The organism is Sphingomonas sp. SUN019, from assembly GCF_024758705.1.
Taxonomy (GTDB): domain Bacteria; phylum Pseudomonadota; class Alphaproteobacteria; order Sphingomonadales; family Sphingomonadaceae; genus Sphingomonas.
This window is the reverse complement of sequence record NZ_CP096971.1, coordinates 2,875,020-2,899,446: the sequence shown is the minus strand read 5'-3', so window position 1 is coordinate 2,899,446 and position 24,427 is coordinate 2,875,020. Positions and strand designations below refer to the sequence as shown.

At 65.8% G+C, this 24,427-nt stretch carries 23 protein-coding genes; 19 read left to right on the top strand and 4 right to left on the bottom strand.

Annotation, left to right across the window (positions count from 1 at the left end; translation table 11 throughout):
* Window positions 1-18: 18 nt before the first annotated feature.
* Window positions 19-561, top strand: coding sequence for a hypothetical protein (locus M0208_RS13950; RefSeq protein ID WP_258892275.1), 543 nt, complete (start codon window positions 19-21; stop codon window positions 559-561).
* A 15-nt stretch (window positions 562-576) separates the two neighbouring features.
* Here M0208_RS13950 and M0208_RS13945 read toward each other — a convergent pair whose 3' ends face one another.
* Genes M0208_RS13945 through M0208_RS13935 form a run of 3 tightly spaced genes read right to left on the bottom strand, consistent with a single transcriptional unit; the run spans window position 577 to window position 1,758 of the window.
* Entirely contained in the window at window positions 577-876 is a 300-nt protein-coding gene (locus M0208_RS13945) for a BrnA antitoxin family protein (RefSeq protein ID WP_258892274.1), read from the bottom strand.
* Entirely contained in the window at window positions 836-1,108 is a 273-nt protein-coding gene (locus M0208_RS13940; RefSeq protein ID WP_258892273.1) for a BrnT family toxin, read from the bottom strand. Before M0208_RS13940 ends, M0208_RS13945 begins: the two co-directional genes overlap by 41 nt.
* Window positions 1,109-1,149: 41 nt before the next feature.
* Complete coding sequence (locus tag M0208_RS13935; protein ID WP_258892272.1) at window positions 1,150-1,758, bottom strand: BRCT domain-containing protein; 609 nt, start codon at window positions 1,756-1,758, stop codon at window positions 1,150-1,152.
* A 167-nt stretch (window positions 1,759-1,925) separates the two neighbouring features.
* On the opposite strand from M0208_RS13935, the gene M0208_RS13930 reads away from it, so the two are divergent.
* The 18 genes from M0208_RS13930 (at window position 1,926) to M0208_RS13845 (ending at window position 23,776) form a co-directional block, all read left to right on the top strand.
* A complete protein-coding gene (locus tag M0208_RS13930; RefSeq protein ID WP_258892271.1) occupies window positions 1,926-2,144 on the top strand; it encodes a hypothetical protein in 219 nt (72 codons plus the stop codon).
* Window positions 2,141-3,355, top strand: a complete 1,215-nt coding sequence (locus tag M0208_RS13925; protein WP_258892270.1) for a hypothetical protein — start codon at window positions 2,141-2,143, stop codon at window positions 3,353-3,355. Before M0208_RS13930 ends, M0208_RS13925 begins: the two co-directional genes overlap by 4 nt.
* A complete protein-coding gene (locus M0208_RS13920) occupies window positions 3,352-3,789 on the top strand; it encodes a CHRD domain-containing protein (RefSeq protein ID WP_258892269.1) in 438 nt (145 codons plus the stop codon). The genes M0208_RS13925 and M0208_RS13920 overlap by 4 nt, the downstream gene beginning before the upstream one ends.
* A gap of 87 nt (window positions 3,790-3,876) precedes the next feature.
* Entirely contained in the window at window positions 3,877-4,329 is a 453-nt protein-coding gene (locus M0208_RS13915) for a PA2169 family four-helix-bundle protein (protein ID WP_258892268.1), read from the top strand.
* 72 nt (window positions 4,330-4,401) lie between these two features.
* Window positions 4,402-4,587, top strand: coding sequence for a hypothetical protein (locus M0208_RS13910; protein WP_258892267.1), 186 nt, complete (start codon window positions 4,402-4,404; stop codon window positions 4,585-4,587).
* A gap of 32 nt (window positions 4,588-4,619) precedes the next feature.
* Window positions 4,620-4,955: a phosphoribosyl-ATP diphosphatase gene (locus M0208_RS13905; RefSeq protein WP_258892266.1), complete on the top strand. Its 336-nt coding sequence runs from the start codon at window positions 4,620-4,622 to the stop codon at window positions 4,953-4,955.
* 8 nt (window positions 4,956-4,963) lie between these two features.
* Window positions 4,964-5,371, top strand: a complete 408-nt coding sequence (locus tag M0208_RS13900) for a histidine triad nucleotide-binding protein (protein WP_258892265.1) — start codon at window positions 4,964-4,966, stop codon at window positions 5,369-5,371.
* A 116-nt stretch (window positions 5,372-5,487) separates the two neighbouring features.
* Window positions 5,488-7,065, top strand: a complete 1,578-nt coding sequence (locus M0208_RS13895; protein WP_258892264.1) for an amino acid permease — start codon at window positions 5,488-5,490, stop codon at window positions 7,063-7,065.
* Window positions 7,066-7,161: 96 nt separating this feature from the next.
* Window positions 7,162-9,297 (top strand): NAD-dependent DNA ligase LigA, encoded by a 2,136-nt coding sequence (gene ligA, locus M0208_RS13890; RefSeq protein WP_258892263.1) that lies wholly within the window; start codon window positions 7,162-7,164, stop codon window positions 9,295-9,297.
* A 167-nt stretch (window positions 9,298-9,464) separates the two neighbouring features.
* Window positions 9,465-12,827 (top strand): TonB-dependent receptor, encoded by a 3,363-nt coding sequence (locus M0208_RS13885; protein WP_258892262.1) that lies wholly within the window; start codon window positions 9,465-9,467, stop codon window positions 12,825-12,827.
* 182 nt (window positions 12,828-13,009) lie between these two features.
* Window positions 13,010-14,071 carry a sensor histidine kinase gene (locus M0208_RS13880; RefSeq protein WP_258893267.1) on the top strand — a complete coding sequence of 354 codons (1,062 nt, stop codon included), beginning with the start codon at window positions 13,010-13,012 and terminating at the stop codon, window positions 14,069-14,071.
* Window positions 14,072-14,089: 18 nt separating this feature from the next.
* Window positions 14,090-14,890, top strand: coding sequence for a LytTR family DNA-binding domain-containing protein (locus tag M0208_RS13875; protein ID WP_258892261.1), 801 nt, complete (start codon window positions 14,090-14,092; stop codon window positions 14,888-14,890).
* A 65-nt stretch (window positions 14,891-14,955) separates the two neighbouring features.
* Window positions 14,956-15,705 carry an isocitrate lyase/phosphoenolpyruvate mutase family protein gene (locus M0208_RS13870; RefSeq protein WP_258892260.1) on the top strand — a complete coding sequence of 250 codons (750 nt, stop codon included), beginning with the start codon at window positions 14,956-14,958 and terminating at the stop codon, window positions 15,703-15,705.
* Window positions 15,706-15,820: 115 nt separating this feature from the next.
* Window positions 15,821-17,749 (top strand): S9 family peptidase, encoded by a 1,929-nt coding sequence (locus tag M0208_RS13865; protein ID WP_258892259.1) that lies wholly within the window; start codon window positions 15,821-15,823, stop codon window positions 17,747-17,749.
* Complete coding sequence (locus M0208_RS13860; RefSeq protein ID WP_258892258.1) at window positions 17,746-18,687, top strand: rhodanese-related sulfurtransferase; 942 nt, start codon at window positions 17,746-17,748, stop codon at window positions 18,685-18,687. The genes M0208_RS13865 and M0208_RS13860 overlap by 4 nt, the downstream gene beginning before the upstream one ends.
* 71 nt (window positions 18,688-18,758) lie before the next feature.
* Entirely contained in the window at window positions 18,759-20,615 is a 1,857-nt protein-coding gene (locus M0208_RS13855) for an ABC-F family ATP-binding cassette domain-containing protein (RefSeq protein WP_258892257.1), read from the top strand.
* A gap of 217 nt (window positions 20,616-20,832) precedes the next feature.
* On the top strand, window positions 20,833-23,094 hold the full coding sequence (locus tag M0208_RS13850; RefSeq protein ID WP_258892256.1) for a hypothetical protein: 2,262 nt from the start codon (window positions 20,833-20,835) through the stop codon (window positions 23,092-23,094).
* A gap of 133 nt (window positions 23,095-23,227) precedes the next feature.
* Window positions 23,228-23,776 (top strand): pseudouridine synthase, encoded by a 549-nt coding sequence (locus tag M0208_RS13845; RefSeq protein WP_258892255.1) that lies wholly within the window; start codon window positions 23,228-23,230, stop codon window positions 23,774-23,776.
* Between the two features lie 75 nt (window positions 23,777-23,851).
* On the opposite strand, the gene M0208_RS13840 is transcribed toward M0208_RS13845, so the two are convergent.
* Window positions 23,852-24,328: a hypothetical protein gene (locus M0208_RS13840; RefSeq protein WP_258892254.1), complete on the bottom strand. Its 477-nt coding sequence runs from the start codon at window positions 24,326-24,328 to the stop codon at window positions 23,852-23,854.
* Between the last annotated feature and the right edge of the window lie 99 nt (window positions 24,329-24,427).

Here is a 24,427-nt window from a genome sequence, read left to right as displayed (position 1 = left end):
GCAGGTGAAAGCGGTAAATTGAAAGACGGTGATGCATATTTAGAATCGCCAGTTTTCTCCGATTGGCCCGCCGACGATGACATCCTGATCGAGCTAGGCCGTCTCATGACGATTTGGGGTGGCCTTGAGTCCGGATTAAACGTCGCGATCGGTAAGCTCGCGGGATTCGACGCAGTTGCCGATGTTCGACCGATGATACTTATCGCTCATGGCAGCTTCCCGCAGCGCGTGGATAACCTTAGTTCACTATGTCATCAGCTACAGGATCAGTTTGATAACTTGCGCGTCTATCAAGAGGTTGTGTCGGCACTTAGGGCGGTTCAAGCCCAAAGAAACAAGTACGCGCACAACATGGTCGTTAAAGATCCTTTGAACTCAATCCATGTTATGTCACGCTTTTCCGCTAGAAACAAAATATTGTATGACGTTGAGACGGTCAGTGCGAGAGACATTCGAAAAGTAACTTTTCAAGTCCACGCTGTCTCGCTGAAGCTTCATGCGTTGGTAACTGGAAAAGTTTATCCTCCGATTTGGGACCGCTTTCAGCCAAAAGAACCCTGATCATCTAAACTCCGATCACAACCCCGCCGCCTTCCGCAGCGCCTCATTGATCCGCCCCTGCCACCCCGCCCCCCCCTCTCGAAACCGCTCAATCACATCGGGATCGAGCCGCAGCGTCACCTGACGCTTCGCGCGATCGCGCAGCGGCGGTCGCCCGCGCACCACGCCGTTTGGCCCGAGATAGCCCGTCGCCGGACGGATCACCTTCCCGCCGATGGAAAACTCGGCGACGTCCAACATTTCGTCCGTCAGCTCCGGCGCGTCGTCGGCCGGGTCAAGCCAGGCGGTTCCGGTATCTGGCTTGCTCTCGCTCATTTGCCTTCCTCATCGAAATGACACGGCGTCCGTCCGCCGCTTCCGCCCAGACCACCGCCATCAACCGTCCGTCGAGCAGACCGTAGGTTACGATCCGCCGCTCCGGATAGGCGAAGCGATCATCCTCGAACTCGAACACCGGCCCGTTGAACACTTTGGCGGCATCGGCGAAGTCCAATCCCCGGTCTGCAAGCGCGAGCGCTCGCTTCGCCGGATCAAAGCTGATTTTCAAGTCCGCCCCTTATGTAACTACAAAAAAGAAACCGTCAATCGTCACGTCAGATGCCGCGCCCAATGATCCTCGGAAACGATCGCGATCGGGATGCCCGCCTCGCGGAAATCGACCGCCTTCACGATCTTAGTTCCGAACGACGAATGCTTCCACGACTCCGTCGCATACATTCCGATGACGAGGACATTCGTCTTCTGCGTCAGGCTGCCGCACACGCCGCCCCGCCATGTCACCGCAGCCTCGCAATCCGCGCGCTGGCCGAAGTTGAACGTGCCGGTAAGACAGTAGCGTCGGCCACTGAAATCCAGCGTCGGCGCGGGATCGCAAAGCGGCAGACTGGTCGATTTCAGCACCTCCCCCAGTTCGAAATCGCGGCTCGAAAAGCTGTTCAGTGTATCGAGCAGATCGCGGCATTCCTCCGCATCTGCGATACCGTCTGCCAACACAGCGTTGATGCGGTGATATAGTCTGGCAATCATCGGCTGATTGCTGATCGCCATATTCGCGGCGAGCCATTTCTGCAGAAACTCGATCTCCGCCTGATTCAATGTTCCATCCGCCGCGACACCGCGTGCAAGACCGACCAGTTCGTCGATCTGCCGCGATGTGATGCGGTCGTTGCCGATCAGATTGAATCTTTCTTCCGTCATGTTTCCCCCTCGCGATCCGCAATGCTGTCCGCTTCTTTCTGGAAAATCAATCGCTTCAGTTCAAACTTACGATTGATCGGCACACGAACACACCAAGAACAAACATTTTCCTACACGCCCGAAATGCGATAACTGGTCTCCCCTCACCGAACTGAGGGGGAACGAAAATGCCGACCGACATCAGCCACCTGCCGCCCGCCCCGCGCCGGGTAATCCCGTCCAGCACCCCGCAACCCGACGACCACCGCACCCCCCTCACCGACTGGCTCGCGCACATCGCCGCCGGGCGGATCGGCGCGAACCCGCCCGCGTCCGCCGCGGTCACCGCCAACCGCGACGCCAGCGCCGCCCTCTTCACCGCCCGCCGCCGGGAGCAACGCGCATGACCGCGCTCCTCGCCGCGCCGCACGCAACCGAGCGCCCCGCCCTCCCCACCGAAACCTTCCTGCCGCAGGACGAGACCCCCCACTTCTCCTCGCGCCGTCACGACGGCTGGTCCGCCGCCAACCAGCGGCTGTTCCTCGAAGCGATCGCGGAGGGGCATGGGGTCGACGCGGCCAGCCTGCGGGTCGGGCTGTCCGCATCCTCCGCCTACGCCTTCCGCCGCACCGCAAAGGGCGCGGCGTTCGCGCTCGGCTGGCGCGCGGCGGGGCTGGTCGCGCGCGACACGATCGCCGAAACCCTGCTGGTCCGCGCGCTGGAGGGGCAGGTCGACACGCTCGTCCGCGCCGACGGCACCACCGTCACGCGCCACCGGCACGACAACCGCCTCGCCATGAGCCTCCTCGCGCGGCTCGACCGGCAGGTCGAAACCGCCGCCGATGCCGACGTGAAGGCCGCGCGGCTGGTTGCGCAGGAATTCGACGCCTTCCTCGATCTGGTCGCGCGCGACGAAGGCCCTGCGCGCGCCGGACTCTTCCTCGCGCGGCGTAGTGGAGGGCTCGATGAATGCGCGGACGACGCGCGCGATCTCGCCCCGATCTACGCGCTCGCCGCCGCCGACCGCCTGGTCCGCACCGGGGTCGCGACCGCACAGGAGGTCGACGTCGCCGATCTCGATCCGGCCGCCCGCGCGCACTGGACCGCCGAACAATGGGCGCGCGCCGAAGCCGCCGGGCTGGTCGCGCTCGCCTGCCCCGCCGACGAACCGGAGCCTGAAGAAACCTCGCCTCCAGAAACCTCGCTCTCAAAAACCTCGCTATCTTATCAACATTCTCAACATTCGCCTGCCGAAACCGCCACCGACGACATCGAGGATCACATCTGGTGGGATTATGAAGCGAAGGAATGGCGCACCGATTTCCCCCCGACCGACGATTTCGACGGCGACGAGCACGGCGACCTCGGCCATGTCGACTATCAACGCACGCTGGGCGAGGACGAGGCGGCGGTGATGGGCGCCGGCCCGGATCACTATGACGACGAAGACCTCGCCGATCTGGAACGCGCGCGTGACGCCTTCTTCGCGCAATTCGCCGTCCCTGACGATGATCGCGCGGAACCCGCTCACCCCGGCTCGGAAACGCCGCCATCGCCTGCACTCGCGCAAGAAGCGGCTGGCGTCCCCGCCGGACGCACCCTAGCATCGCCGTCATGACCACAACTCGCCTCGCCACCCCCGCGCTCCTGCTCGCGGCCTTCGCCACATCCAGTTGCGCTACGATCGCCGGGACGGTCGGCGAAAGCTTCACCACCGCGCTGGTCGGCGCGCAGGAAGTGCCCGGCCCCGGCGATCCGCAGGCGACCGGCACTGCGAAGGTCACCGCCGATTCCGCGACCGACACGATCTGCGCCGACGTCCGCACACAGCGGCTCGCGCCGGCTACGATGGCGCATATCCACAAGGGCGCACGCGGCGTCGCGGGGGCGCCGGTGCTGACCATCGACACCCCGACCGGCGGCCGGTCGAACAGATGCTATTCGGTCGACAAGGCGCTGGCCGCGGCGATCCTGGCCGATCCGGCGGGCTATTACGTCAACGTCCACACCGCGCAGTTCCCGAAGGGCGCGATCCGCGGGCAGCTTCGGTAAGCGGCTGGAATATTTGGTGTGCGCCGGACCCGATCGGCGCGGCGCTTCGTTAGGCCAACTCCAATCACGTACCCGGAGTAAGACACCATGGCCGACACCAGCCACGACATCCGCACGCTCAACGGCCTGATCGCCACCACGATCGACAGCGTCGACGGGTACACCGAAGCCGCCAAGGATTCGGACAGCGGCCGTTTCGCGCAGATGTTCAACGATCGCGCGAGCGAACGCCGCCAGGTCGCGACCGCGCTGCAGGGCGAAGTCTCGCGGCTCGGCGGCAATCCTGAGGACGACGGCACGATCCTGGCCGGCGCGCACCGCGCGTTCCTGAACCTGAAGTCCGCGGTCACCGGCAAGGACGACAAGGCGATCGTCAACGAGGTCGAGCGCGGCGAGGATCACATCAAGGCCAAGTTTGAGGAAGCGCTGGCCGACGGCGAGGTCTCGGCCGAGGTCAAGACCGCGATCCAGCAGGCATACGGCTCGGTCCGCGAAGGCCACGACCAGATGCGCGACCTGAAGCATTCGATGGAAGCATGACGGGCCGGCCGGGCGGCGTGATCGTCGCCCGGCCTGATAACCGCCTGCTCATCACTTCGCGGTAATGCGCGAATGGTGAGATATTCCCTTCCCCTCCTGCTGCTGCTCGCCAGCCCCTCGCTGCTGGCGAACGGCCATACCGGCACCGCGACGCCACGCACCGCGCCCGAACTCTCCGACCTCGCGCTGTTCGCCATGGCCGCCGCCGGAATCTGGTTCACCCGCCGCGCGCTCAGAAATCGCGCGCGAAAAGATTGACCGCAAGCGCCAGCCGGGGCAGCGAGGCGGGCATGGCCGACGACATCCTCGACCGTCTCGAAGCGACGATCCGCACCCGGAAGGACGCCGAGGCGCTGACGTCCTACACCGCGTCATTGTTCTTCCAGGGCCGCCACAAGATCGCGCAGAAACTGGGCGAGGAAGCGGTCGAAACCGTCATCGCCGCGTGCGCGGGCTATGACGAGGGCATCGTCCCCGAAGCCGCGGACCTGCTGTACCACCTCCTCGTCCTGCTCGCCGACGCCGGCCTGACGCTCGACGATGTGCGGACCGAACTCGCCCGCCGCGAAGGCCAGACCGGCCACGACGAAAAGGCCGGCCGCCCGCTCTCCTTCCGCCCCGAATGAGGTAGCTCATGTCCGTCGACGCGACCAAGCCCTACGACGACAGCAACATCTTCGCAAAGATCCTGCGCGGCGAAATCCCGTCGAAGCGCGTGTACGAAGACGAATACGCACTCGCCTTCCACGACATCGCGCCGTGGTCCCCGACGCACCTGCTGGTGATCCCCAAGGGCCACTACGTGTCGTGGGACGATTTCAGCGAGCGCGCCTCCGACGCCGAGATCGCCGGTTTCGTCCGCGCCGTCGGAAAGGTCGCGCGCGACGCCGGGCTGGTAGCGCCGGGCTACCGTCTGCTCGCCAACACCGGGTTGGACAGCCACGCCGAGGTGCCGCATCTCCACGTCCACATTCTCGCAGGCCGTCCGCTCGGCCCGATGCTGGTGCGGAACGATACCGCCCAGAAAAGCGGCGACGCGTGACCCAAAAGCCGCACGCCGCCACCGACCGCCGCTAAGGGATTGCGCGTCACACAATTGCCACTAGGCTCGCGCGCTTAACGCATTTCGGGCCGCCGGGGGGTGGCCAAGGGAGAATTATGGCGACCAGACCCGTACCTGGGCTTATCGGCCGAATGCTGCTCCGCAAGACGGTGGAACAGGTCCAGCGCGAAACCGAGCAGAGCGAATTGAAGCGTACGCTCGGGCCGTGGAACCTCGTTTTCTTGGGTATCGGCTGTATCATAGGCGCTGGCATCTTCGTGCGGACGGGCAGCGCCGCATCGCTCCATGCCGGCCCCGCGGTGCTGCTGTCGTTCCTGATCGCTGGCGTCGTCTGTGCGCTAGCGGGCCTGTGCTACGCCGAACTCTCCTCGACGCTGCCGGTGTCGGGTTCGGCCTATACCTACAGCTACACCACGATCGGCGAATTCGCGGCGTGGATCATGGGCGCATTGCTGTTGCTCGAATACGGGCTCGCGGCCTCGGTCGTCGCGGTCGGCTGGGCGGGGTATGTCGTCAGCCTGCTCGGCGATTTCGGACTGGTCATCCCGGTCGAGTTGACCGGTCCGTCGGGCCATACCGTCATGCAGACGGTCGGCAATGCGATGGTGCCGGTGGTCGTGAACGGCGCGCCGGTGACGTATCTGTTCAATCTGCCCGCCTTCCTGATCTGTATGGCGATGACCGCATTGCTGGTCGTCGGCGTGTCCGAAAGCGCGAAGGTCAACAACGTCATCGTCGCGATCAAGGTCACCGTGATCCTGGCCTTCATCCTGATCTGCGGCGGTTACGTGATCGCGCATTTCGACACGCTGAAAGCGAACTGGGACCCGTTCATCCCGCCCGCCACAGGCGGCGAGGGCGAATTCGGCTGGGGCGGCATCCTGCGCGCCGCGTCGATCGTGTTCTTCGCCTATATCGGGTTCGAGGCGGTCTCCACCGCGGGGCAGGAAGCGAAGAATCCGAAGAAGGACATGCCGATCGGCCTGCTCGGGTCGCTCGCCGCGTGCACCGTGATCTATATCCTGGTGTCGATCGTGATGACGCTGATCGTCAACTACAAGACGCTGAACGTGCCCGATCCGGTCGCGGTCGCGGTCGATGCGCTCGGCCCGCAATGGGCGTGGTTCGCAAAGTTGGTTAAGGCGGGCGCGATCGTCGGCCTGACGTCCGTGGTGCTGGTGCTGATGTACGGCCAGACGCGCATATTCTACACGATGGCGCGCGACGGGCTGTTGCCACGCGTCTTCGCGACGGTACATCAGAAGTTCAAGACGCCGTGGGTCAATACGATCCTGGTCGGCCTGATCACCGCGTGCGCGGCGGCGTTCTTCGACATCAACACGCTGGGCGACATGACCTCGGTCGGGACGCTCGCGGCGTTCGCGATCGTGTGCCTGTCGGTGATCTGGCTGCGGCGCACGCATCCGAACATCCCACGCGGGTTCACCGTGCCGTTGTTCCCGATCCTGCCTGCGCTCGGCATCCTGGCTTGCGTCGCGTTGATCTTCACCGTCGAGACGCGCGTACTGGTCTTCTTCGGGTGGTACACATTGGGCGCGGTGGTGCTGTATTTCGTGTACGGGATGCGCAACAGCCGCCTGTACAAGGGGCTGGACCAGGAAGGCGGACCCGCGATGGGTGAATATGTCGCGCCGGTCGGACAACAACCCTGACCTGACGATGGTTCGAGCAACGAAAGGCCGGGGGCGACCCCGGCCTTTTTCGTTTCCGTGCTTGGCGGCGTTTCGCGCCTCGCCTAATCCACAGCCATGACCGCGCTTCCCAAGACCGACGCCGAGGTCGCCGCCGAGCTGGAGACGCTCGCCGCCGAGATCGCGCGCCACAATGCGCTGTACCATAATGACGACGCGCCCCAGATCAGCGATGCCGATTACGACGCGCTCGTCCGCCGCAATGCGGCGCTGGAGCGGGCCTTCCCGCACCTGATCCGCGCCGATTCACCCAGCCATCAGGTCGGCGCGGCCCCCGCCGGGCATCTGTCAAAGGTTGCGCACGCGCGGCCGATGATGAGCCTCGACAATGCGTTCGACGATGGCGAGGTCGAAGAGTTCGCAGCGCGGGTCAGGCGTTTCCTGAAACTGCCCGCCGACGCCCCCGTCGCGCTGACCGCGGAACCGAAGATCGACGGCCTGTCGTGTTCGCTGCGCTACGAGGCCGGAAAGCTCGTCCAAGCGCTGACCCGCGGCGACGGCACGACCGGCGAGGACGTGACCGCCAACGTCCGCACGATCGGCGATATTCCCACCACGATTCCCACCACGATCGCCGATGCCCCCGCCGTCTTCGAGGTGCGCGGCGAGGTGTATATGGCGAAGGCGGATTTCGCCGCGCTCAACGCCCGCCTGCTGGCCGAGGCGGAAACGACGGGCAAGGAAGCGCGCCAGTTCGCCAACCCGCGCAACGCCGCCGCCGGATCGCTGCGGCAGAAGGAAGCGACCATCACCGCCAGCCGCCCGTTGCGCTTTCTGGCGCACGGTTGGGGCGAAACATCGGACCTGCCCGCCGACACGCAATCGGGCGTCGTCGCGGCGCTCAAGGACTGGGGCTTCCCCGTCGCCGCTGGTTTCGCGCGGGTCGAAACCACCGCCGACGCGCTCGCAATCTATCGCACGATCGAGGCCGCGCGCGCCGATCTGCCGTTCGACATCGACGGCGTGGTGTACAAGGTCGATCGGCTCGACTGGCAGGCGCGGCTAGGTCAAGTGGCGAAGGCCCCGCGCTGGGCGATCGCGCACAAATTCCCCGCCGAACGCGCGCAGACCGAACTCGTCGCGATCGACATCCAGGTCGGCCGCACCGGCGCGCTCACCCCGGTGGCACGGCTCGCCCCCGTCACCGTCGGCGGGGTCGTCGTCACCAACGCGACGCTTCACAACGCGGACGAGATCGAGCGGCTGGGCGTCCGCCCCGGCGACCGCGTGGTCGTTCAGCGCGCCGGCGACGTGATCCCACAGATCGTCGAGAACCTGACCCCCGACGAACCGCGCGACCCGTGGACCTTCCCCACGCATTGCCCCCAATGCGGATCGGCGGCCGAACGCGGCGAGGGCGAAGTCGTCTATCGCTGCACCGGCGGGCTCATTTGCCCCGCGCAACGCGTCGAACGGTTGATCCATTTCGTCTCGCGCCACGCCTTCGACATCGACGGGCTCGGCGCGACGCTGATCGAGGCGTTCTTCACCGACGACCTGATCGCCTCCCCCGCCGACATTTTTCGGCTTACCGAAGAGCAACTCGCCGCACGGAAAAAGGATGGCCGCACCTGGTCGGCGAACCTGATCGCTGCGATCGAGGCGAAGCGCCAGATCGCGCTCGACCGCTTCCTGTTCGCGCTCGGCATCCGCCACGTCGGCGAAGTCACCGCGCGCGACCTCGCCCGCCGCTATCGCTCAGCCAGGGCGCTCGGCCGCGCGCTGCGTCATGCGGTGTTCCTCCACCACCGGACGCAGCCCACGCTGGGCGAGCCCGAGCGCAAATTCGTCCTCCGCCGCGACAAACTGCTGGTCGCCGCGATCGAGACCCCCGGCATCGGTCCCGAGGTGGCGGGCGCGCTGATCGGATTCGCCGCCGAAGCACACAACCGCGCCGTCGTGTTCGACCTTTTGCGCGAGGTCCGCCCGGCCGACGTGATCCACGAAACCCGCACGTCCGAGGTATCGGGCAAGACGGTGGTCTTCACCGGCAGCCTGGAAACGCTCAGCCGCGACGAGGCCAAGGCGCAGGCCGAATCGCTCGGCGCGCGAGTCGCGGGATCGGTGTCGGCGAAGACCGACCTGGTCGTCGCCGGGCCGGGCGCGGGATCGAAGGCGAAGAAGGCCGTCGACCTAGGCATCCGCGTGGTGAACGAGGCAGAGTGGGCGGAAATCGTCGCTTCCGCCGGATAACCGGCCCGCGCAACCTGTCGCCTTTTTGCAACGCCCGGCCAAGGAGTCGCACCCCCGCCGGAATCGACTCGCCCGTGTAACGCAACCGACATAATGCCGGTGCACGGGCGCGCCATCGGCACAGAAACGAGCCGCGACCAGAGCCAGGGCTCTCAAGGGGAATATAGATGCGTAATAACCTGCTTTTGGGTGCGGCCGTCGTCGCGCTCGTCGCTCCGGTCGCGGCGATGGCCCAGGAAACGACCTCGGTGATCCGCGGTACGGTCACCGCCGGCGGCGCGCCGATCGCCGGCGCCAAGGTCACGATCGTCAACGTGCCGTCGAACACGACCAGCATTGTCACGACCGACGCGACCGGCGCGTTCAACGCATCCGGCCTGCGCATCGGCGGCCCGTTCTCGGTGATCGTCGCGGCCGAAGGGTATCCGCAGACCACCGTAACCGACATCTATACCGTGATCGCCCAGGCGTATGACCTGCCAATCGACCTGCAGCCGGGCGAGGGCGCGGAAGTGGCCGCCGGCGGCGACATCGTCGTCACCGCGTCGCGCCTCGCGAACGCGCGCACCGTCAGCCAGGGTCCGGCGACGGTCCTGAACGCGGCGCAAATCGCCAATGTTGCGACGATCAACCGCGACGTGCGCGATCTGATGCGCCGCGATCCGATGGCCCGCCTCGACGACACGCCCGGCGGCGGTCGCGCGGTCAGCTTCGCGGGCCAGAACGCACGCTTCAACCGTTTCTCGGTCGACGGCGTGCCGGTCACCGACAATTTCGGCCTCAACCCCGACGGCCTGCCGACCCGCCGCTCGCCCGTGCCGCTCGATGCGATCGGCCAGTTCCAGACGAAGGTCGCGCCGTATGACGTGCGCGAAGGCAATTTCCAGGGCGGCGCGATCAACGCCATCCTGAAATCGGGCACCAACGAATTCCACGGCACCGGCTTCTACGCTTATTCGGACGACGGCCTGACCGGCAAGAAAACCAAGGCTGGCCCCGGCGTCACCACCGGACGCATCACGCTCCCCGATTTCAAGGTCGAGAATTACGGCGCCGAACTGTCCGGCCCGATCATCAAGGACAAATTGTTCTTCATGGTCGCGGGCGAGCGCATCCGCGCGGGCACGCCGATTCCGGAGGGCACGCCGGGCAACAACGCCGGTACGATCATCCCTAACATCACCGACGCGCAGGTCACCGACATCCAGTCGATCGCGCAGTCGCGCTACGGCTATGAAACCGGCGGCGTGCTCAACAATTCGAAGGACAGCGACGACCGCGTCGTCGCGCGCCTCGACGCGAACCTGTCGGATACGCAGCGCGCGTCGCTGACGTATCTGTACACCAAGGATTCGATCCAGTTTAACCAGAACAGCTTCGTCACCGGCACGCCGGGTCTTGGCCTGGAATCGAACGGCTACGTGTCGTCGAACCGGTTGCACACCGGCGTGTTCCAGTTGAACTCCGACTGGTCGGACGAATTCTCGACCGAAGTCCGCGGCTTCTACAAGGATTACAAGCGCGGTCAGGATCCGATCCTGGGTCGCGGTTTCGCGCAGTTCCAGGTCTGCACCGCGCCGACCTCGGATCGCACCGCGCCGGGCAGCGCCGGCGCAGGCGCGTCGACCGCCTGCCAGCCGGGCTTCGGTCAGGTCAGCTTCGGCCCTGATGTGTCACGCCAGTCGAACGAACTGACCAGCCGCACCTTTGGCGGTCTCGTCCAGGCTCGCCTGACCCGCGACGGCCACGACCTGCGCGTGTTCGCCGACGTTCAGGACACGAAGATCTTCAACCTGTTCCTGCAGCGCACCGCAGGCGATTATTACTTCGATTCGATCGCCGATTTCCGGGCGGGCAATGCGCAGCGCCTGCGGTACCAGAATGCGGTGCCGTCGCTCGATCCGGCGAACGCCGCCGCGGCGTTCCGCTATCAGTCCTACGCCTTCGGCATTCAGGATAACTGGACGGTCAGCGACATCTTCACGCTGAACTACGGCGTCCGGTTCGATATGTACGGCGGCAACAGCCGTCCGGCGTTCAATCAGAGCTTCACGCAGCGCGTCGGCTTCCCGAACACGTCGTACATCAGCGGCCGTTACGTGATCCAGCCGCGCGTCGGCTTCGATTTCAAGCCGGTCAGCGACATCAGCCTGCGCGGCGGCATCGGCATCTTCTCGGGCGGGTCGCCCGACGTGTACGTGTCGAACAGCTTCTCCAACACGGGCTTCCTGTCGAATTCGATCGACATCCGCCAGAACAACGACGGCAGCTATTCCGCCCCCGGCGCCACCAACCCGGCGGCGGTCGGCACGGCCGGTCTGGTCAACGTCAACGGCACCACGATCCCGGGCACGATTAACAGCTATCTCGCCAGCGTGACGACGTCGGCGGCATCGCCTGCGCCGACCAACGCGCTGGACAAGGATTTCGAGCTGCCGTCGCAGTGGCGCGGCACGTTGTCGGCCGACTGGTCGCCGTCGTTCGGCGACAGCGCGTTCGGCACCGGCTGGAACTTCGGGGCCGATTTCTTCTGGTCGAAGGTTCGCAATCAGGTGTTCTTCACCGATGCGCGCGTTCGCCCGAACGGCCTGCTCACGCCGGATGGTCGCACGCGTTACAGCCCGGTCACGACGTTTGCCGACAACAATTTCGACATCATCCTGACCAACACCAACAAGGGCCGCAGCCTGATCGGCGTCGCGCGCGTCAGCAAGACGTTCGACTGGGGTCTGGAAGCAGGCGTCAGCTACACGTACCAGGATATCAAGGATCAGGCTCCCGCGACCTCGTCGACCGCCACCTCCAACTATGGCAACGGCGCGTTCCTCGATCCCAACGGCGCGGCGTACGGCATCTCGAACGATCAGGTCCGCCACAATCTGAAGTACAATCTGACGATCAACCCGGCGCTGTTCGGCGACTATAAGACGACGTTCGCGCTGTTCGGCGAAACCCGTATCGGCCGTCCGTACAGCTACACGATGCAGGACGCGTCGAACAACCGCAGCCCGGTGTTCGGCACGGTCCAGTCGTCGTCGCGGTACCTGCTGTACGTGCCGACCAGCGGCACCGATCCGCTGGTGTCGTATGACAGCACCGCCACCCAGACCGCGTTCGAGAACCTGATCAGCTCGACCGGCCTGGCCAAGTATCGCGGCAAGATCGCACCGCGCAACGCGTTCAATTCGAAGTGGTTCACCCGCTTCGACCTGCATCTGGCGCAGGAAATCCCGACCTTCGTCGGCAAGTCGCGGGTCGAGCTGTTCGCGGATATCGAGAACTTCACGAACTTCATCAACAAGAACTGGGGTCAGATCCGGGAATATCAGTTCCCGTACACAATCCCCGCCGTGCGTGTTCAGTGCCTTGCCGCGCCCGTCGCGACCGGCACCGCGGCGACCGCGATCACCAATTCGTCGCAGGCGTGCGCGCAGTATCGCTATCTCGCGCCTAACTCGACGCCGACCGACACGATCTATTCGCGTCAGTCGCTTTATGCGATCCGCGTCGGCGCGCGCTTCACCTTCTAAGCGCAGCCTGCACGAAAGCACTCGGGGCCGCCGTCCATACCGGACGGCGGCCCCTTCTTTTTGCGCCAGCGTCGCACCCGGTGTAGAGGCGCGGGCCTATGGCGACCACGCTTCCAAACCCGGCCACTCCCACGTCTGCGTCCGCGGATACCGCCGTCGCCGCGGCAATCCGTACGCGGACGATGTTCGCGCGGCCGTTCTTCGAGGACAAGGCGCGCGCGTTCTGGATGCTGCAGGCGGCGGGCTGGTCGGGGTATCTGATCCTGCGCTCGGTCTCGACGCTGTCGAACGGCTTCAGCCTGCAACTGATCGTGCCGGTCATCATCGAATCGATCGTCGGCTATTGCATCACGCTGCTGCTCTCGACGCTCTACGGCCTGTATCGCGGTTTTCCGCGGATCACCGGCGCGTTGCTGTCGATCTTCACGCTCGCGGCGGCGACGTTCCTCTATTCGGTGCTCGACGCCTTTTCGTTCAGCTTCATGCGCGACGCTGCGCCGGGGGTGAATTTGACGCTTTTGCTCGGCACCGTATTCCTCAATTTCACCGTGCTCGCCGGATGGTCGGCGCTCTATTTCGGGATCAATTTCTATCTGATTGTCGAGGAACAGATCGACCAGATGGAGCATCTGGAAACGCAGGCGTCATCCGCGCAACTCGCGATGCTGCGCTATCAGCTGAACCCACATTTCCTGTTCAACACGCTCAATTCCATTTCGACGCTCGTGCTGCTGAAACAGACCGAACGCGCGAACGCGATGCTCAGCCGCCTTGCCTCGTTCCTGCGCTATACGCTTGCGAACGAACCGACCGCGCACGTTACGATCGCGCAGGAGGTGGAAACCCTGAAGCTGTACCTCGAAATAGAAAAGATGCGTTTCGAGGACCGGTTGCGCCCGAAATTCGAGATCGATTCCGCAGTGGAAAAGGCGCGCCTGCCATCGCTCCTGCTGCAGCCGCTGGTCGAAAACGCGATCAAATACGCCGTGACGCCGAAGGAAGACGGCGCCGAAATCTGCGTCACCGCGCGGCTCGCCGGGGAACGGGTGCAGATCGGCGTATCCGACACCGGACCGGGATTGCAGGGAACGACGAACCGTCCATCCCTTTCAACCGGTGTCGGCATTGCCAATATCAGGGAACGGCTGGCGCAGGCCTACGGAACGGATCATCGTTTCACGGTTCGCGCGATGCCGCTTGGCGGGTTCGGGGTCGAGATCGAATTCCCGTTCCAGCTCGAATGAAAGAGTGAAAGAGACTAGATGACCATTCGCACCATCCTCGTCGACGACGAGCCGCTCGCGATCCAGGGGCTCGAACTGCGTCTGGAGGCGCATGACGACGTCGAGATCATCGCCAAATGCCAGAACGGGCGCGAGGCGATCAGCGCGATCAAGACGCACAAGCCCGACCTCGTCTTCCTCGACATCCAGATGCCCGGCTTCGACGGCTTTTCGGTCGTGCAGGGGTTGATGGAGGTGGAACCGCCGCTGTTCGTGTTCGTCACCGCCTACAGCGACCACGCGCTTCGCGCGTTCGAGGCGCAGGCGGTGGATTACCTGATGAAGCCGGTCGAGGAATCGCGCCTCGCCGACACGCTCGACCGCGTCCGCCAACGCTTGTCCGAAAAGCGCGGCGTCGAGGAGGTCGAGAAGCTGAAGGAAGTGCTGGCCGAGCACGCGCCCGAGGCTGCGGCGGAAATGGTCGATGGCGGCGATCAGGTGAACGCCAGCCGTTTCGAAAAGCTCATCAACATCAAGGATCGCGGGCAGATCTTCCGCGTCGACGTGGACACGATCGAACGCATCGACGCAGCGGGCGACTACATGTGCATCTACACCGGCGACAACACGCTGATCCTGCGCGAGACGATGAAGGATCTCGAAAAGCGCCTCGACCCTCGCCGCTTCCAGCGCGTCCACCGCTCGACGATCGTCAACCTCGACCTGGTGAAACAGGTGAAGCCGCACACCAACGGCGAATGTTTCCTGGTGCTGGATTCGGGCGCGAGCGTGAAGGTCAGCCGCAGCTACCGCGACGTGGTGGCGCGCTTCGTCCATTGATCGCAAGAATCGGATAGCCCGGTACGGCCGCGCTCGGGCAACCGGCGCGGCGAGGGAGACAAAACATGTCAGCCAAGTTCGACACCTTCGCCGCACTCCATATCGCGGGCGACCCGATCGTCCTGTTCAACGTCTGGGACGCGGGCAGCGCGCAGGCGGCGGAACGCGCGGGCGCAAAAGCGATCGCGACCGGCAGCTGGTCGGTCGCCGCCGCGCACGGGCTGAGCGATGCCGAGGCGCTTCCGATCGACCTCGCGCTCGCCAGCGCGGCGCGGATCGTGGGCGCGGTGACGCTGCCGGTGACGATCGATTTCGAGGGCGGCTATGCGGTCGATCCCGCCGCGTTCGCCGCCAACGTTGCAAAGCTGGCCGCGACCGGCGCGATCGGCTGCAATGTCGAGGATCAGGTGATAGGCGGCAAGGGAATCCACCCCGTCGACGCGCAGGCCGCGCGCATCTCTGCGGCGCGCGCCGCTGTCGGCCCGGCCTTCTTCATCAATGCGCGCACCGACATCTTCCTGCAGGCCGCGCCCGAAACGCATGACAAGGCCAAAGTCGACGCCGCGCTGGACCGCGCCCGCGCCTATGCCGATGCGGGTGCCAGCGGCTTCTTCGTCCCCGGCCTCGCCGATCTGGCCTTGCTCAGGCGCGTTTGCGAAGCGTCGCCCCTGCCCGTCAACGTCATGGCCTCCCCCGGCGCGCCATCACGCGCGGCCTTCGCCGAGGTCGGCGTGGCGCGGATCAGCCACGGCCCCTTCCCCTACCGCGCCGCACTCGCGTCGTTCGAGGAAGGCGTGAAAGCCGCAATGAGATGATCCGCGTCGCCGCGCTCTGCCGGTTCGTCCACTAAGGACAATCGCTTAGCCCCTTGCGGCCTGCCCTGCGTTGCGTCAGCAAGGTGTCGGGGCGCGCCTGCGCGGGGGGGACAAGATGATTCGACGGGGCCTGACGCTGCTCGCGCTTGGGGGATTGGCGATCGGCGCGGTCATCAGGGTCGATGCGGAGACCCCCGCACCGCCCGCGCGGCATACGGTGGCCGACTTCGCGCAACTGCCGCTGGTCGAGAACCCCACGCTGTCGCCCGACGGGACTCAGATCGCGGCCAAGATCGCGATCAGAGGAACACAATATTTCGCGATCCTGCCAGTCGACGGCAGCCCCAAACGCATGGTCGCGCTGGGCGACAACGACCTCAACTGGTGGCGCTGGGTCAACGACGACTGGCTGGTGATCGGCATCGGACAGACCACCGATGTGCAGGGCGACGATTGGTACATAACGCGCGCGTTCGGCGTGAATGCGAAAGACACGAAAATCGTGAAGTTCGCGGCCACGCAGGCGGGGCAGGATGCCGACGACGTGATCTGGACCGCGCATGACGGCAGCCCGCGGATATTGCTGTCGTATCAGACGTCGATCTATCTGAGCGACCCCGGATATTGGCCGCGGATCGACGAATTCGACGTCTCCACGGGCAAGCGGCGGCGCGTGCTGGATGCGCATGAGGGCGTACGGCAATGGTACGCCGACGGCGACGGCATCGTGCGCATGGGCATCGGGCACAGCGCCGATGGCCGCGCGACCCGCGTCCTCTACCGTCCGGCGACGGACAAATCGTTCCGCGTGATCGATCGTGCGAAAACGCGCGACGACGCCGTGATGGCGCCCGCCCTGTTCCTGCCGGGTGGCGACAAGGCGCTGATGATCGCCGACGACGATGCCGGGCTCAGCGCGTTGTACGATTTCGACCTGACGACGCTGGAACGCGGCAAGCAATTGTTCGCCAGCAAGAGATACGACATCGGCGGGCTGGAAACCGACCATACCGGTTATCGCCTGCTCGGCGTGCGGGTGAACGAGGAGGCGCCCGCGATCCGCTGGACCGACCCCGACGTCGCTGCGCTGGAGGCGGAAGCGGGAAAGCTGGTGAAGGGCGCGACGGTGCGGGTCGTCTCGCTCAGCCGCGATCATCAGCGCGCGATCGTCCGCGCGGGCAGCGCCGAAGCGCCGGGGCTGCTGCTGTTGTTCGATCGCAAGGCGGGCGTGCTCGATTCGCTCGCCTTCACCAACGAAACCTTCCGCAGCCGCCGGCTGCATCCGGTCCGCACGATCCGGTACAAGGCGCGCGACGGGCTGGAGATCGCAGCGGTCCTCACCCTGCCCAAGGGGCGCAAGACCGGATTGCCGCTGATCGTCCTGCCGCATGGCGGCCCGTTCGCGCGCGATACCGAGGAATGGGATTGGTGGACGCAGTTCCTGGCCGACCGAGGCTATGCGGTGGTCCAGCCCAATTATCGCGGGTCGTCGGGCTATGGCACGCCGTTCACCGCCAAGGGTGAAGGGCAATGGGGCCTGGCGATGCAGGACGACCTGAACGATGCGGTCACTTCGCTGGCGGCGCAGGGCATCGCCGATCCGAAGCGCGTATGCATGGTCGGCGCATCCTACGGCGGTTACGCCGCGGAGCGCGCGGCGCAGCGCGACGGCCCGCTGTTTCGCTGTGCGATCGCTTATGCCGGCGTGTCCGATCTCAACGCGATGATGCGCTATGACGGGCGCTTCCTGGGCGCGGGCGCGCGCAAGGACTGGATGCGCAAGCAGGCGCCCGATCTCGCCGCGGTGTCGCCGGTCAACTATCCCGAACAGTTCACGATCCCGCTGCTGGTCGTGCATGGTGCCAAGGATCGCGTGGTGCCGGTGCGGCAGTCGCGCGCCTTGGTGCAGAAGCTGCGCAAGGCGGGCAAGCCGGTCGAATACCTTGAACAGCCGCTCGCCGATCATCATTTCAGCCGCGCCGAGGACCGTCAGTCGTTCCTGGAGGCGATGGAGGCGTTCCTGACCAAGCATAACCCCGCGTGACCGCATCGCGGACGATCCGCGTCGCCGCGCTGTACCGCTTCGCACCGTTCCCCGACTGCGCCGCGTTGCGCGATCCGTTGTTAGCGCTGTGCGAAGACGCGGGCGTGCGCGGCACGATCCTGCTGGCGCCCGAGGGGATCAACGGCACGATCGCGGGGCCGGACGCCGGCGTCGAACGCGTGCTCGACCATATCCGCGCTCTGCCCGGTTGCGCCGACCTCGAGGTCAAGGACGCGCAGACCGACGCCATGCCGTTCCACCGCCTGAAGGTGCGCCTGAAGCGCGAGATCGTCACGATGGGCGTGCCCGACATCGACCCGCTGCGCGAGGTCGGGACGTATGTCGCGCCCGAAGACTGGAACGCGCTGATCGACGCGCCCGATACGATCGTGATCGACACGCGCAACGATTACGAGGTCGCGGTCGGAACCTTCGCCGGGGCGGTGAACCCGGACACGCACAGCTTCCGCGATTTCCCCGCCTGGTTCGCCGCACACCGCGACGAACTGGACGGCAAGCGCATCGCGATGTTCTGCACCGGCGGCATCCGCTGCGAGAAGGCGACCGCCTTCGTCAAGGCGCAGGGGATTGAAGACGTATTCCACCTCGACGGCGGCATCCTGCGTTACCTGGAGACCGTCCCGGAAGCGGAAAGCCGTTGGCACGGCGAATGCTTCGTGTTTGACGAACGCGTCGCGGTCGGCCACGCGCTGACGCCCGGCACGCACGAACTCTGCCGCGGCTGCCGGATGCCGGTCAGCCCGCAGGACCGCACATCGCCGTTGTATGAGGAGGGCGTCGCCTGCCCGCGCTGCCACGATCGCCGCGACGAAACCCAGCGCGCGGGCTATGCCGAACGGCACCGGCAGACGAAACTCGCTGAAGCGCGCGGCGAGCGGCACGTTGGCGGCGCCGTACCCAACCCCCGTTCGCCCTGAGCGAACGGTGTTTAGGGCTGAGTAACCAAGGCTCGGCAAACCGCCCCACATCTGCTACCGGCCCCGCCATCATGCTCAATCTCAACGGCATCACCGTGCGCCTTGGCGGCCGCACGATCCTCGACGGCGCGACCGCGGCGTTGCCGCCGGGCAGCCGCGTCGGGCTGATCGGGCGCAACGGCGCGGGCAAATCGACGATGGTGCGCGTCATCGCCGGGCTGCTGGAGCCCGATGGCGGCAGCGCGGACATGCCGCGCGGCAGCCGTATCGGCTATATCGCGCAGGAGGCCCCGCACGGCGCCGACAGCCCGTTCGAAACTGTGCTGGCCGCCGATATCGAACGCCGCGTGCTGCTGGCGGAGGCCGATACCTGCCAGGACCCCGACCGGCTCGGCGACGTGTACGAACGCCTGATCGCGATCGACGCCTATACCGCCCCCGCCCGCGCCGCGCAGATATTGATCGGCCTCGGCTTCGACGAGGAGATGCAGTCGCGTCCGCTCGACAGCTTTTCGGGCGGGTGGAAGATGCGCGTCGCGCTCGCCGCTTTGCTGTTTTCACAGCCCGACCTGCTGCTGCTCGACGAGCCGTCGAACCATCTCGATCTCGAGGCGGTCATGTGGCTCGAGGATTTCCTGCAAAGCTACAAGGCGACGATCGTCGTCGTCAGCCACGAACGCGATTTCCTGAACAACGTCGTCGATCACATCCTGCACCTGCAGAACGGCAAGATCACGCTCTACCCGGGCGGATACGACGCGTTCGAACGCCAGCGCGCCGAACGCATGGCTCAGCTCGCCGCCGCCAAGGCCAACCAGGATGCGCAGCGCGCCAAGCTGCAGGATTATGTCGCGCGCAACTCCGCCCGCGCCTCCACCGCGAAACAGGCGCAGAGCCGCCAGAAGATGCTCGCGCGGATGCAGCCGATCGCGGAGATGGCGAACGATCCCTCGCTCTCGTTCGGCTTCCCCAACCCCGACGAACTGCGCCCGCCGCTCATCACGCTCGACATGGCGAGCGTCGGGTATAGCGACGTGCCGATTCTAAAGCGGCTGAACCTGCGCCTCGACCCCGACGACCGGATTGCGCTGCTCGGCCGCAACGGCAACGGCAAGACCACACTCGCCCGCTTGCTCGCCGCGCAGCTCGCGCCGATGGACGGCGCGATGTCCGCAACGGGCAAGATGAAGGTCGGGTACTTCACCCAGTATCAGGTGGAGGAACTCGACACCGACGACACCCCGCTCGAACACATGACGCGCATCATGAAGGGCGCGACCCCCGCCGCCGTCCGCGCGCAACTCGGCCGCTTCGGCTTTTCGGGCGACAAGGCGATAACGAAGGTCGGCAAGCTCTCCGGCGGCGAACGCGCGCGCCTCGCGCTGGCGCTGATCACGCGCGAAGCCCCGCATCTGCTGATCCTCGACGAACCGACCAACCATCTCGACGTCGATGCGCGCGAGGCGCTGGTGCAGGCGCTGAACGATTACACCGGCGCGGTGGTGCTGGTCAGCCACGACCGCCACATGCTCGAACTCACCGCCGACCGTCTGGTGCTGGTCGACGACGGCACCGCGCGAGAATATGACGGCACGCTCGACGATTACATCGCGATGATCTTACGCGGCGACAGCGCCAAGGGCACCAAGGCCGAGCGGAAAGCCGACAAGAAGGCCGTCGCGGAGGCGCGCGAAAAGGATCTCGCGCTGCGGAAAACCGTCCGCGACCTGGAAACCGAAACCGCAAAGCTCACCAAGGAACGCGGCGCGCTGGACCGCGCGATGTTCGATCCCTCCGGCGCCGAACCCCGCTTCGCCAAACTGTCGATGAGCGACCTGTCGAAGAAGCGCGCCGAGGTGCAGGCGAAACTGGAGGCGACAGAGGCGCGCTGGCTGGAGGCGAGCGAGCGGCTGGAGGTCGAGGCTTAGCGGGATGTGATCGCGGCGCGGCCAGCCCATCGTGAGGGGGCCTTTCGTCCAATCGTCACGCTGGAATAGTTACATTGACATGGGATTTCGACCGGGCGGCTTCGTTGCGGCTTCGGACGCAGCGCACTATCACTGATCCAGGTTAGCGTTTCCTGCATCGTGCGTGCGCGAGTTCGCCTTGCCCCGGCCATGTGCTCTCGCGCCGATCGGAGGCATCATGTCCGACCCGTTGAAGCTCACGCTGGAGCAGTTCTTCAAGGACGCGCTCGATATCTACAAGATTTTCGGCCTGCGGGTCGACGGCATCGAGATCACGCAGTCGACGCAATACTACCATGCCAGCGACCATCTGACCGATGCGGCGGTTCGCGGTCCCGACAATTCGATTCCGCTCATCGCGGGCAAATCGGCGCTGGTGCGGGTCTATGTCCGCAACCGCGCCGGTCCGCTTTCGGGTGTGACCGGCACGCTGAAGATCGAACGGCTGAGCTGGCGTGCGGGGCCGACCGTCGTCAAAACGCTCATGCCGCTGCCGCCCGGCACAACCACGGCCGAGGCTGATCCGGACTATGCCGGTGAACGCGGTAGTCTGGATGCGTCGCTCAACTTCCGCATTCCGGCGGCGCTGGTCGGCTACCGCCTTCGGCTAACCGCGCAGGTGCGCTCGGCCGATGGCGCGGACACCGACGAGATGTCGATCGATGTTACGGCCGGTCTGCGCCAGACGCTCCGCGTACGCGGCATCGCGATCAGCTACCGCGGCCCCGATGCGGCGGGAAACGACATCACGCTCGCGCGCCCGACGCTGGCGGATTTCGCCCGCACCGCGGCGACGGCGGTCGCGATGTTCCCGGTCGAGGACCAGCCCGACATCACCCTGACCGGCGACTTCAACTGGTTCGCGCCGCTCTCCGGCGCGCCGGACGCGAAGGATCCGGGCGGTTGCGCGCCCAGTTGGAATGCGTTGCTGTACTGGCTCAACCTGCTGAAGTCGGCGGACGGCAACCGGACCGATCGTATTTATTACGGTCTGGCGCCGGCAGCGATCCCGATCGGCTTCAACAGCGGCTGTGGCGGACAGGGCGGGGTGGGCGCGGGGCTGGTCGGCGACGCACCGGCGTTCGCACATGAATGCGGCCATGTCCTCGGCTTCGGCCATGCGCCGTGCAACCTGACGCCCGGCGATCCCAACGACCCGAATTATCCCGCGTATCGGCCGTATGACACGCCGGCGGCGCGCATGGCGTCGATCGGCGAATATGGCGTCGATCTGCGCAACAACGCGATCGCCGTCCCGGCGGTCAGCGACTTCATGTCCTATTGCGGGTCGCCATGGATCGGCCCGTATCACTATCGCGCGCTGATCGGTCACGCCTTGCTCGATCCGCGGCATTTGACCGAACCCGGACCCAAATTGCCTGATTGGGTGGACGATCAATTCTTCCCCGAACTCGATCTGCCGCGCCCCGGCCCGATCGAATTCGATCGCCCGCGCATCCTGTATCGCATGAGCAAGGTGCAGCCCCTGATCCTCGTCACCGGATTGCTGCGCGGCGGCCGGTTCGAACAGCTCTCGGTGCTGCGCCTGCCCACTCGTCCAGGCCCCGTCGGCACGGTTGTGCCGGGCGTCGCGGTCGAGGTGCGCGACCGGCAAGGCGTGCTGGTCGACCGCGCACGGCTGCGGCGGGCGCCGCTGTTCGCCTCGGGATGCGGCTGCGGCAGTGGCGAGCACGGCGGCTACGATCCCGAACCCGGCTTCGAATCCGGACTGGTCGAGGCGGTGCTCCCCGATCGCGACGACATCGGCGAAATTCGCATCGTGCGCGATGACGCCGTGCTGTGGTCGCGCCTCGCCGACGAGCAGATCCCCGTGTTCGAAACGGTGTCGGCATCCGTCGAAGGCGACGAACTGCTGATCCGCTGGGTGGTGCGTGGCGCGAGTCCGCAGACGCATTACATCCTCCGCTGGTCGCGCGCGCGAACCGAAGACCGGCGCGCCGAGGATTGGGAAACGCTCACCATCGTGCCCGGCACGGACCCGGCCCGCGGTGCCCCCGCGTCGGAGGCGCGCGTGGCGGTCGCGGCGCTGCGACCGGGTCAGGCGTTGGTCGAGGTCGTCGCCGTCGATGGCCTGCACACCGTGGTGTCCAGCCCGGCGGACGTGACCATTCCCGATCGCCCGCCGGCCGTCGCCATCCTCTGGCCGCGCGAAGGCAGCGTTGTGCTGAACAGCGAACCGGTGCGGCTATGGGGCATGGCCGCTTCTTCGAGCGGAGAACGGTTGCCCGATGACCTGCTCTCCTGGACGCTCGACGGCCACCCGGCGGGACAGGGTAGCACCGTAGAGGGCGAACTGGGCGGCTGGGAGGGCGAACATCGCGCCACGTTGACCGTCCGTACTGAAACGGGCTCGGTCGAAGCCAGCGTCACCTTCCTCGCCACCTGCTCCGGCGATCGGCCCCGCCGCTATCTCCGCTAGCGAGCCCGCGGCTGGAACGGCCAGCGCCGAACGAAAGCGTCATGGCTTAGCATTGGCGCGCCGCATCGCCGCTTGTTAGGGCCGTCGCCATGTCGCGCATCGACGCCCCGACCCCGCCACATGCCATCGCCCGATGCCGCGGCTGATCCTGTTCAACAAACCCTACGGCGTCCTGCCGCAGTTCACGGACCGCGGCACGGACGGCGCGCGGCCGACGCTATCGGATTTCATCGACCTCCCCGGCGTTTACCCCGCGGGACGGCTCGACCTCGATAGCGAGGGGTTGCTGCTGCTGACCGACGACGGTCGTTTGCAGTCGCGGATCGCCGATCCGCGGTTCAAATTGCCCAAGACCTATCTGGTGCAGGTCGAGGGCGAACCCGATGCGGCCAGTCTCGACGCGCTGCGCCGCGGGGTCCAGTTGAAGGACGGCCCGACCCGCCCGGCCGAGGTCGAGCGAATCGCCGACCCAGCGCTATGGCCGCGCGACCCGCCGATCCGCGTGCGAAAGAGCATCCCCGATTGCTGGATCAGCCTGACGATCCGCGAAGGCCGCAATCGCCAGGTCCGTCGCATGACCGCGGCGGTCGGTCACCCGACCCTGCGGCTGGTACGCTGGCGCGTCGGCGACTGGACGGTCGACGGGCTGAAGCCCGGCGAATGGATGCCGGTCACCGCTTGAGCCGCCCAAGGCCCGAAGCCCGCCACGCAGGGGGTCGAAGCAGTTTCTCGGCCGCGCGCGTTTCAGCCGCCCGGTTCAGCCAATCGTCACCGTCCCCGAGGCGCGCTCGCCCTGCGGGGTCAGGTCGATGCGGAACGGCTTATCCTCGGTCGTTCCCTTCAGACCATTGCCGTCCGCGCTGACCTTTACCCCCGCTTTCTCGAATTCCTTCACGAACCAGTCGTGCACCTTCGCGGGGGTCGCCGGGCTGTCGAACTTCACGCTGACGGTTCCGTCGCCCTCTCCTTGCGCATTGATGTTCATGTCCGCGATGCGCGATCCAGGGTACAGATGCACGCCGTTGATGTCGAAATTGTCGGCGGTCAGGTTCATCTTGGGCAGGTTGAAGCTGCCCTTGAACACCGGCGTGTCGATCTTCACTTCGCCCGATTTGCCGTCGACGCTGGCGCCCGCGGAATTGCCGTTGATCGAAATCGACGTGCCGTTATCGCCCCGGTCGCACGCCGCCAGCGGCAAGGCGAAAAGGACGACGGGCAGGAAAAGACGGTTCATCGCAGCCACTCCGCTGTGTTGTTTAGGCAATACAGTTAATACGTATGCGCTGCGTCCACAAGCCCGGCGCAAGGGGTGACTTCGCCGTCTGCGATCCCT

Coding starts and splice junctions, on each gene's coding strand:
- M0208_RS13945 (WP_258892274.1), bottom strand. CDS start 876: ATGAGCGAGAGCAAGCCAGATACCGGAACCGCCTGGCTTGACCCGGCC.
- M0208_RS13935 (WP_258892272.1), bottom strand. CDS start 1,758: ATGACGGAAGAAAGATTCAATCTGATCGGCAACGACCGCATCACATCG.
- M0208_RS13930 (WP_258892271.1), top strand. CDS start 1,926: ATGCCGACCGACATCAGCCACCTGCCGCCCGCCCCGCGCCGGGTAATC.
- M0208_RS13925 (WP_258892270.1), top strand. CDS start 2,141: ATGACCGCGCTCCTCGCCGCGCCGCACGCAACCGAGCGCCCCGCCCTC.
- M0208_RS13920 (WP_258892269.1), top strand. CDS start 3,352: ATGACCACAACTCGCCTCGCCACCCCCGCGCTCCTGCTCGCGGCCTTC.
- M0208_RS13915 (WP_258892268.1), top strand. CDS start 3,877: ATGGCCGACACCAGCCACGACATCCGCACGCTCAACGGCCTGATCGCC.
- M0208_RS13910 (WP_258892267.1), top strand. CDS start 4,402: ATGGTGAGATATTCCCTTCCCCTCCTGCTGCTGCTCGCCAGCCCCTCG.
- M0208_RS13905 (WP_258892266.1), top strand. CDS start 4,620: ATGGCCGACGACATCCTCGACCGTCTCGAAGCGACGATCCGCACCCGG.
- M0208_RS13900 (WP_258892265.1), top strand. CDS start 4,964: ATGTCCGTCGACGCGACCAAGCCCTACGACGACAGCAACATCTTCGCA.
- M0208_RS13895 (WP_258892264.1), top strand. CDS start 5,488: ATGGCGACCAGACCCGTACCTGGGCTTATCGGCCGAATGCTGCTCCGC.
- ligA (WP_258892263.1), top strand. CDS start 7,162: ATGACCGCGCTTCCCAAGACCGACGCCGAGGTCGCCGCCGAGCTGGAG.
- M0208_RS13885 (WP_258892262.1), top strand. CDS start 9,465: ATGCGTAATAACCTGCTTTTGGGTGCGGCCGTCGTCGCGCTCGTCGCT.
- M0208_RS13880 (WP_258893267.1), top strand. CDS start 13,010: ATGTTCGCGCGGCCGTTCTTCGAGGACAAGGCGCGCGCGTTCTGGATG.
- M0208_RS13875 (WP_258892261.1), top strand. CDS start 14,090: ATGACCATTCGCACCATCCTCGTCGACGACGAGCCGCTCGCGATCCAG.
- M0208_RS13870 (WP_258892260.1), top strand. CDS start 14,956: ATGTCAGCCAAGTTCGACACCTTCGCCGCACTCCATATCGCGGGCGAC.
- M0208_RS13865 (WP_258892259.1), top strand. CDS start 15,821: ATGATTCGACGGGGCCTGACGCTGCTCGCGCTTGGGGGATTGGCGATC.
- M0208_RS13855 (WP_258892257.1), top strand. CDS start 18,759: ATGCTCAATCTCAACGGCATCACCGTGCGCCTTGGCGGCCGCACGATC.
- M0208_RS13850 (WP_258892256.1), top strand. CDS start 20,833: ATGTCCGACCCGTTGAAGCTCACGCTGGAGCAGTTCTTCAAGGACGCG.
- M0208_RS13845 (WP_258892255.1), top strand. CDS start 23,228: ATGCCGCGGCTGATCCTGTTCAACAAACCCTACGGCGTCCTGCCGCAG.
- M0208_RS13840 (WP_258892254.1), bottom strand. CDS start 24,328: ATGAACCGTCTTTTCCTGCCCGTCGTCCTTTTCGCCTTGCCGCTGGCG.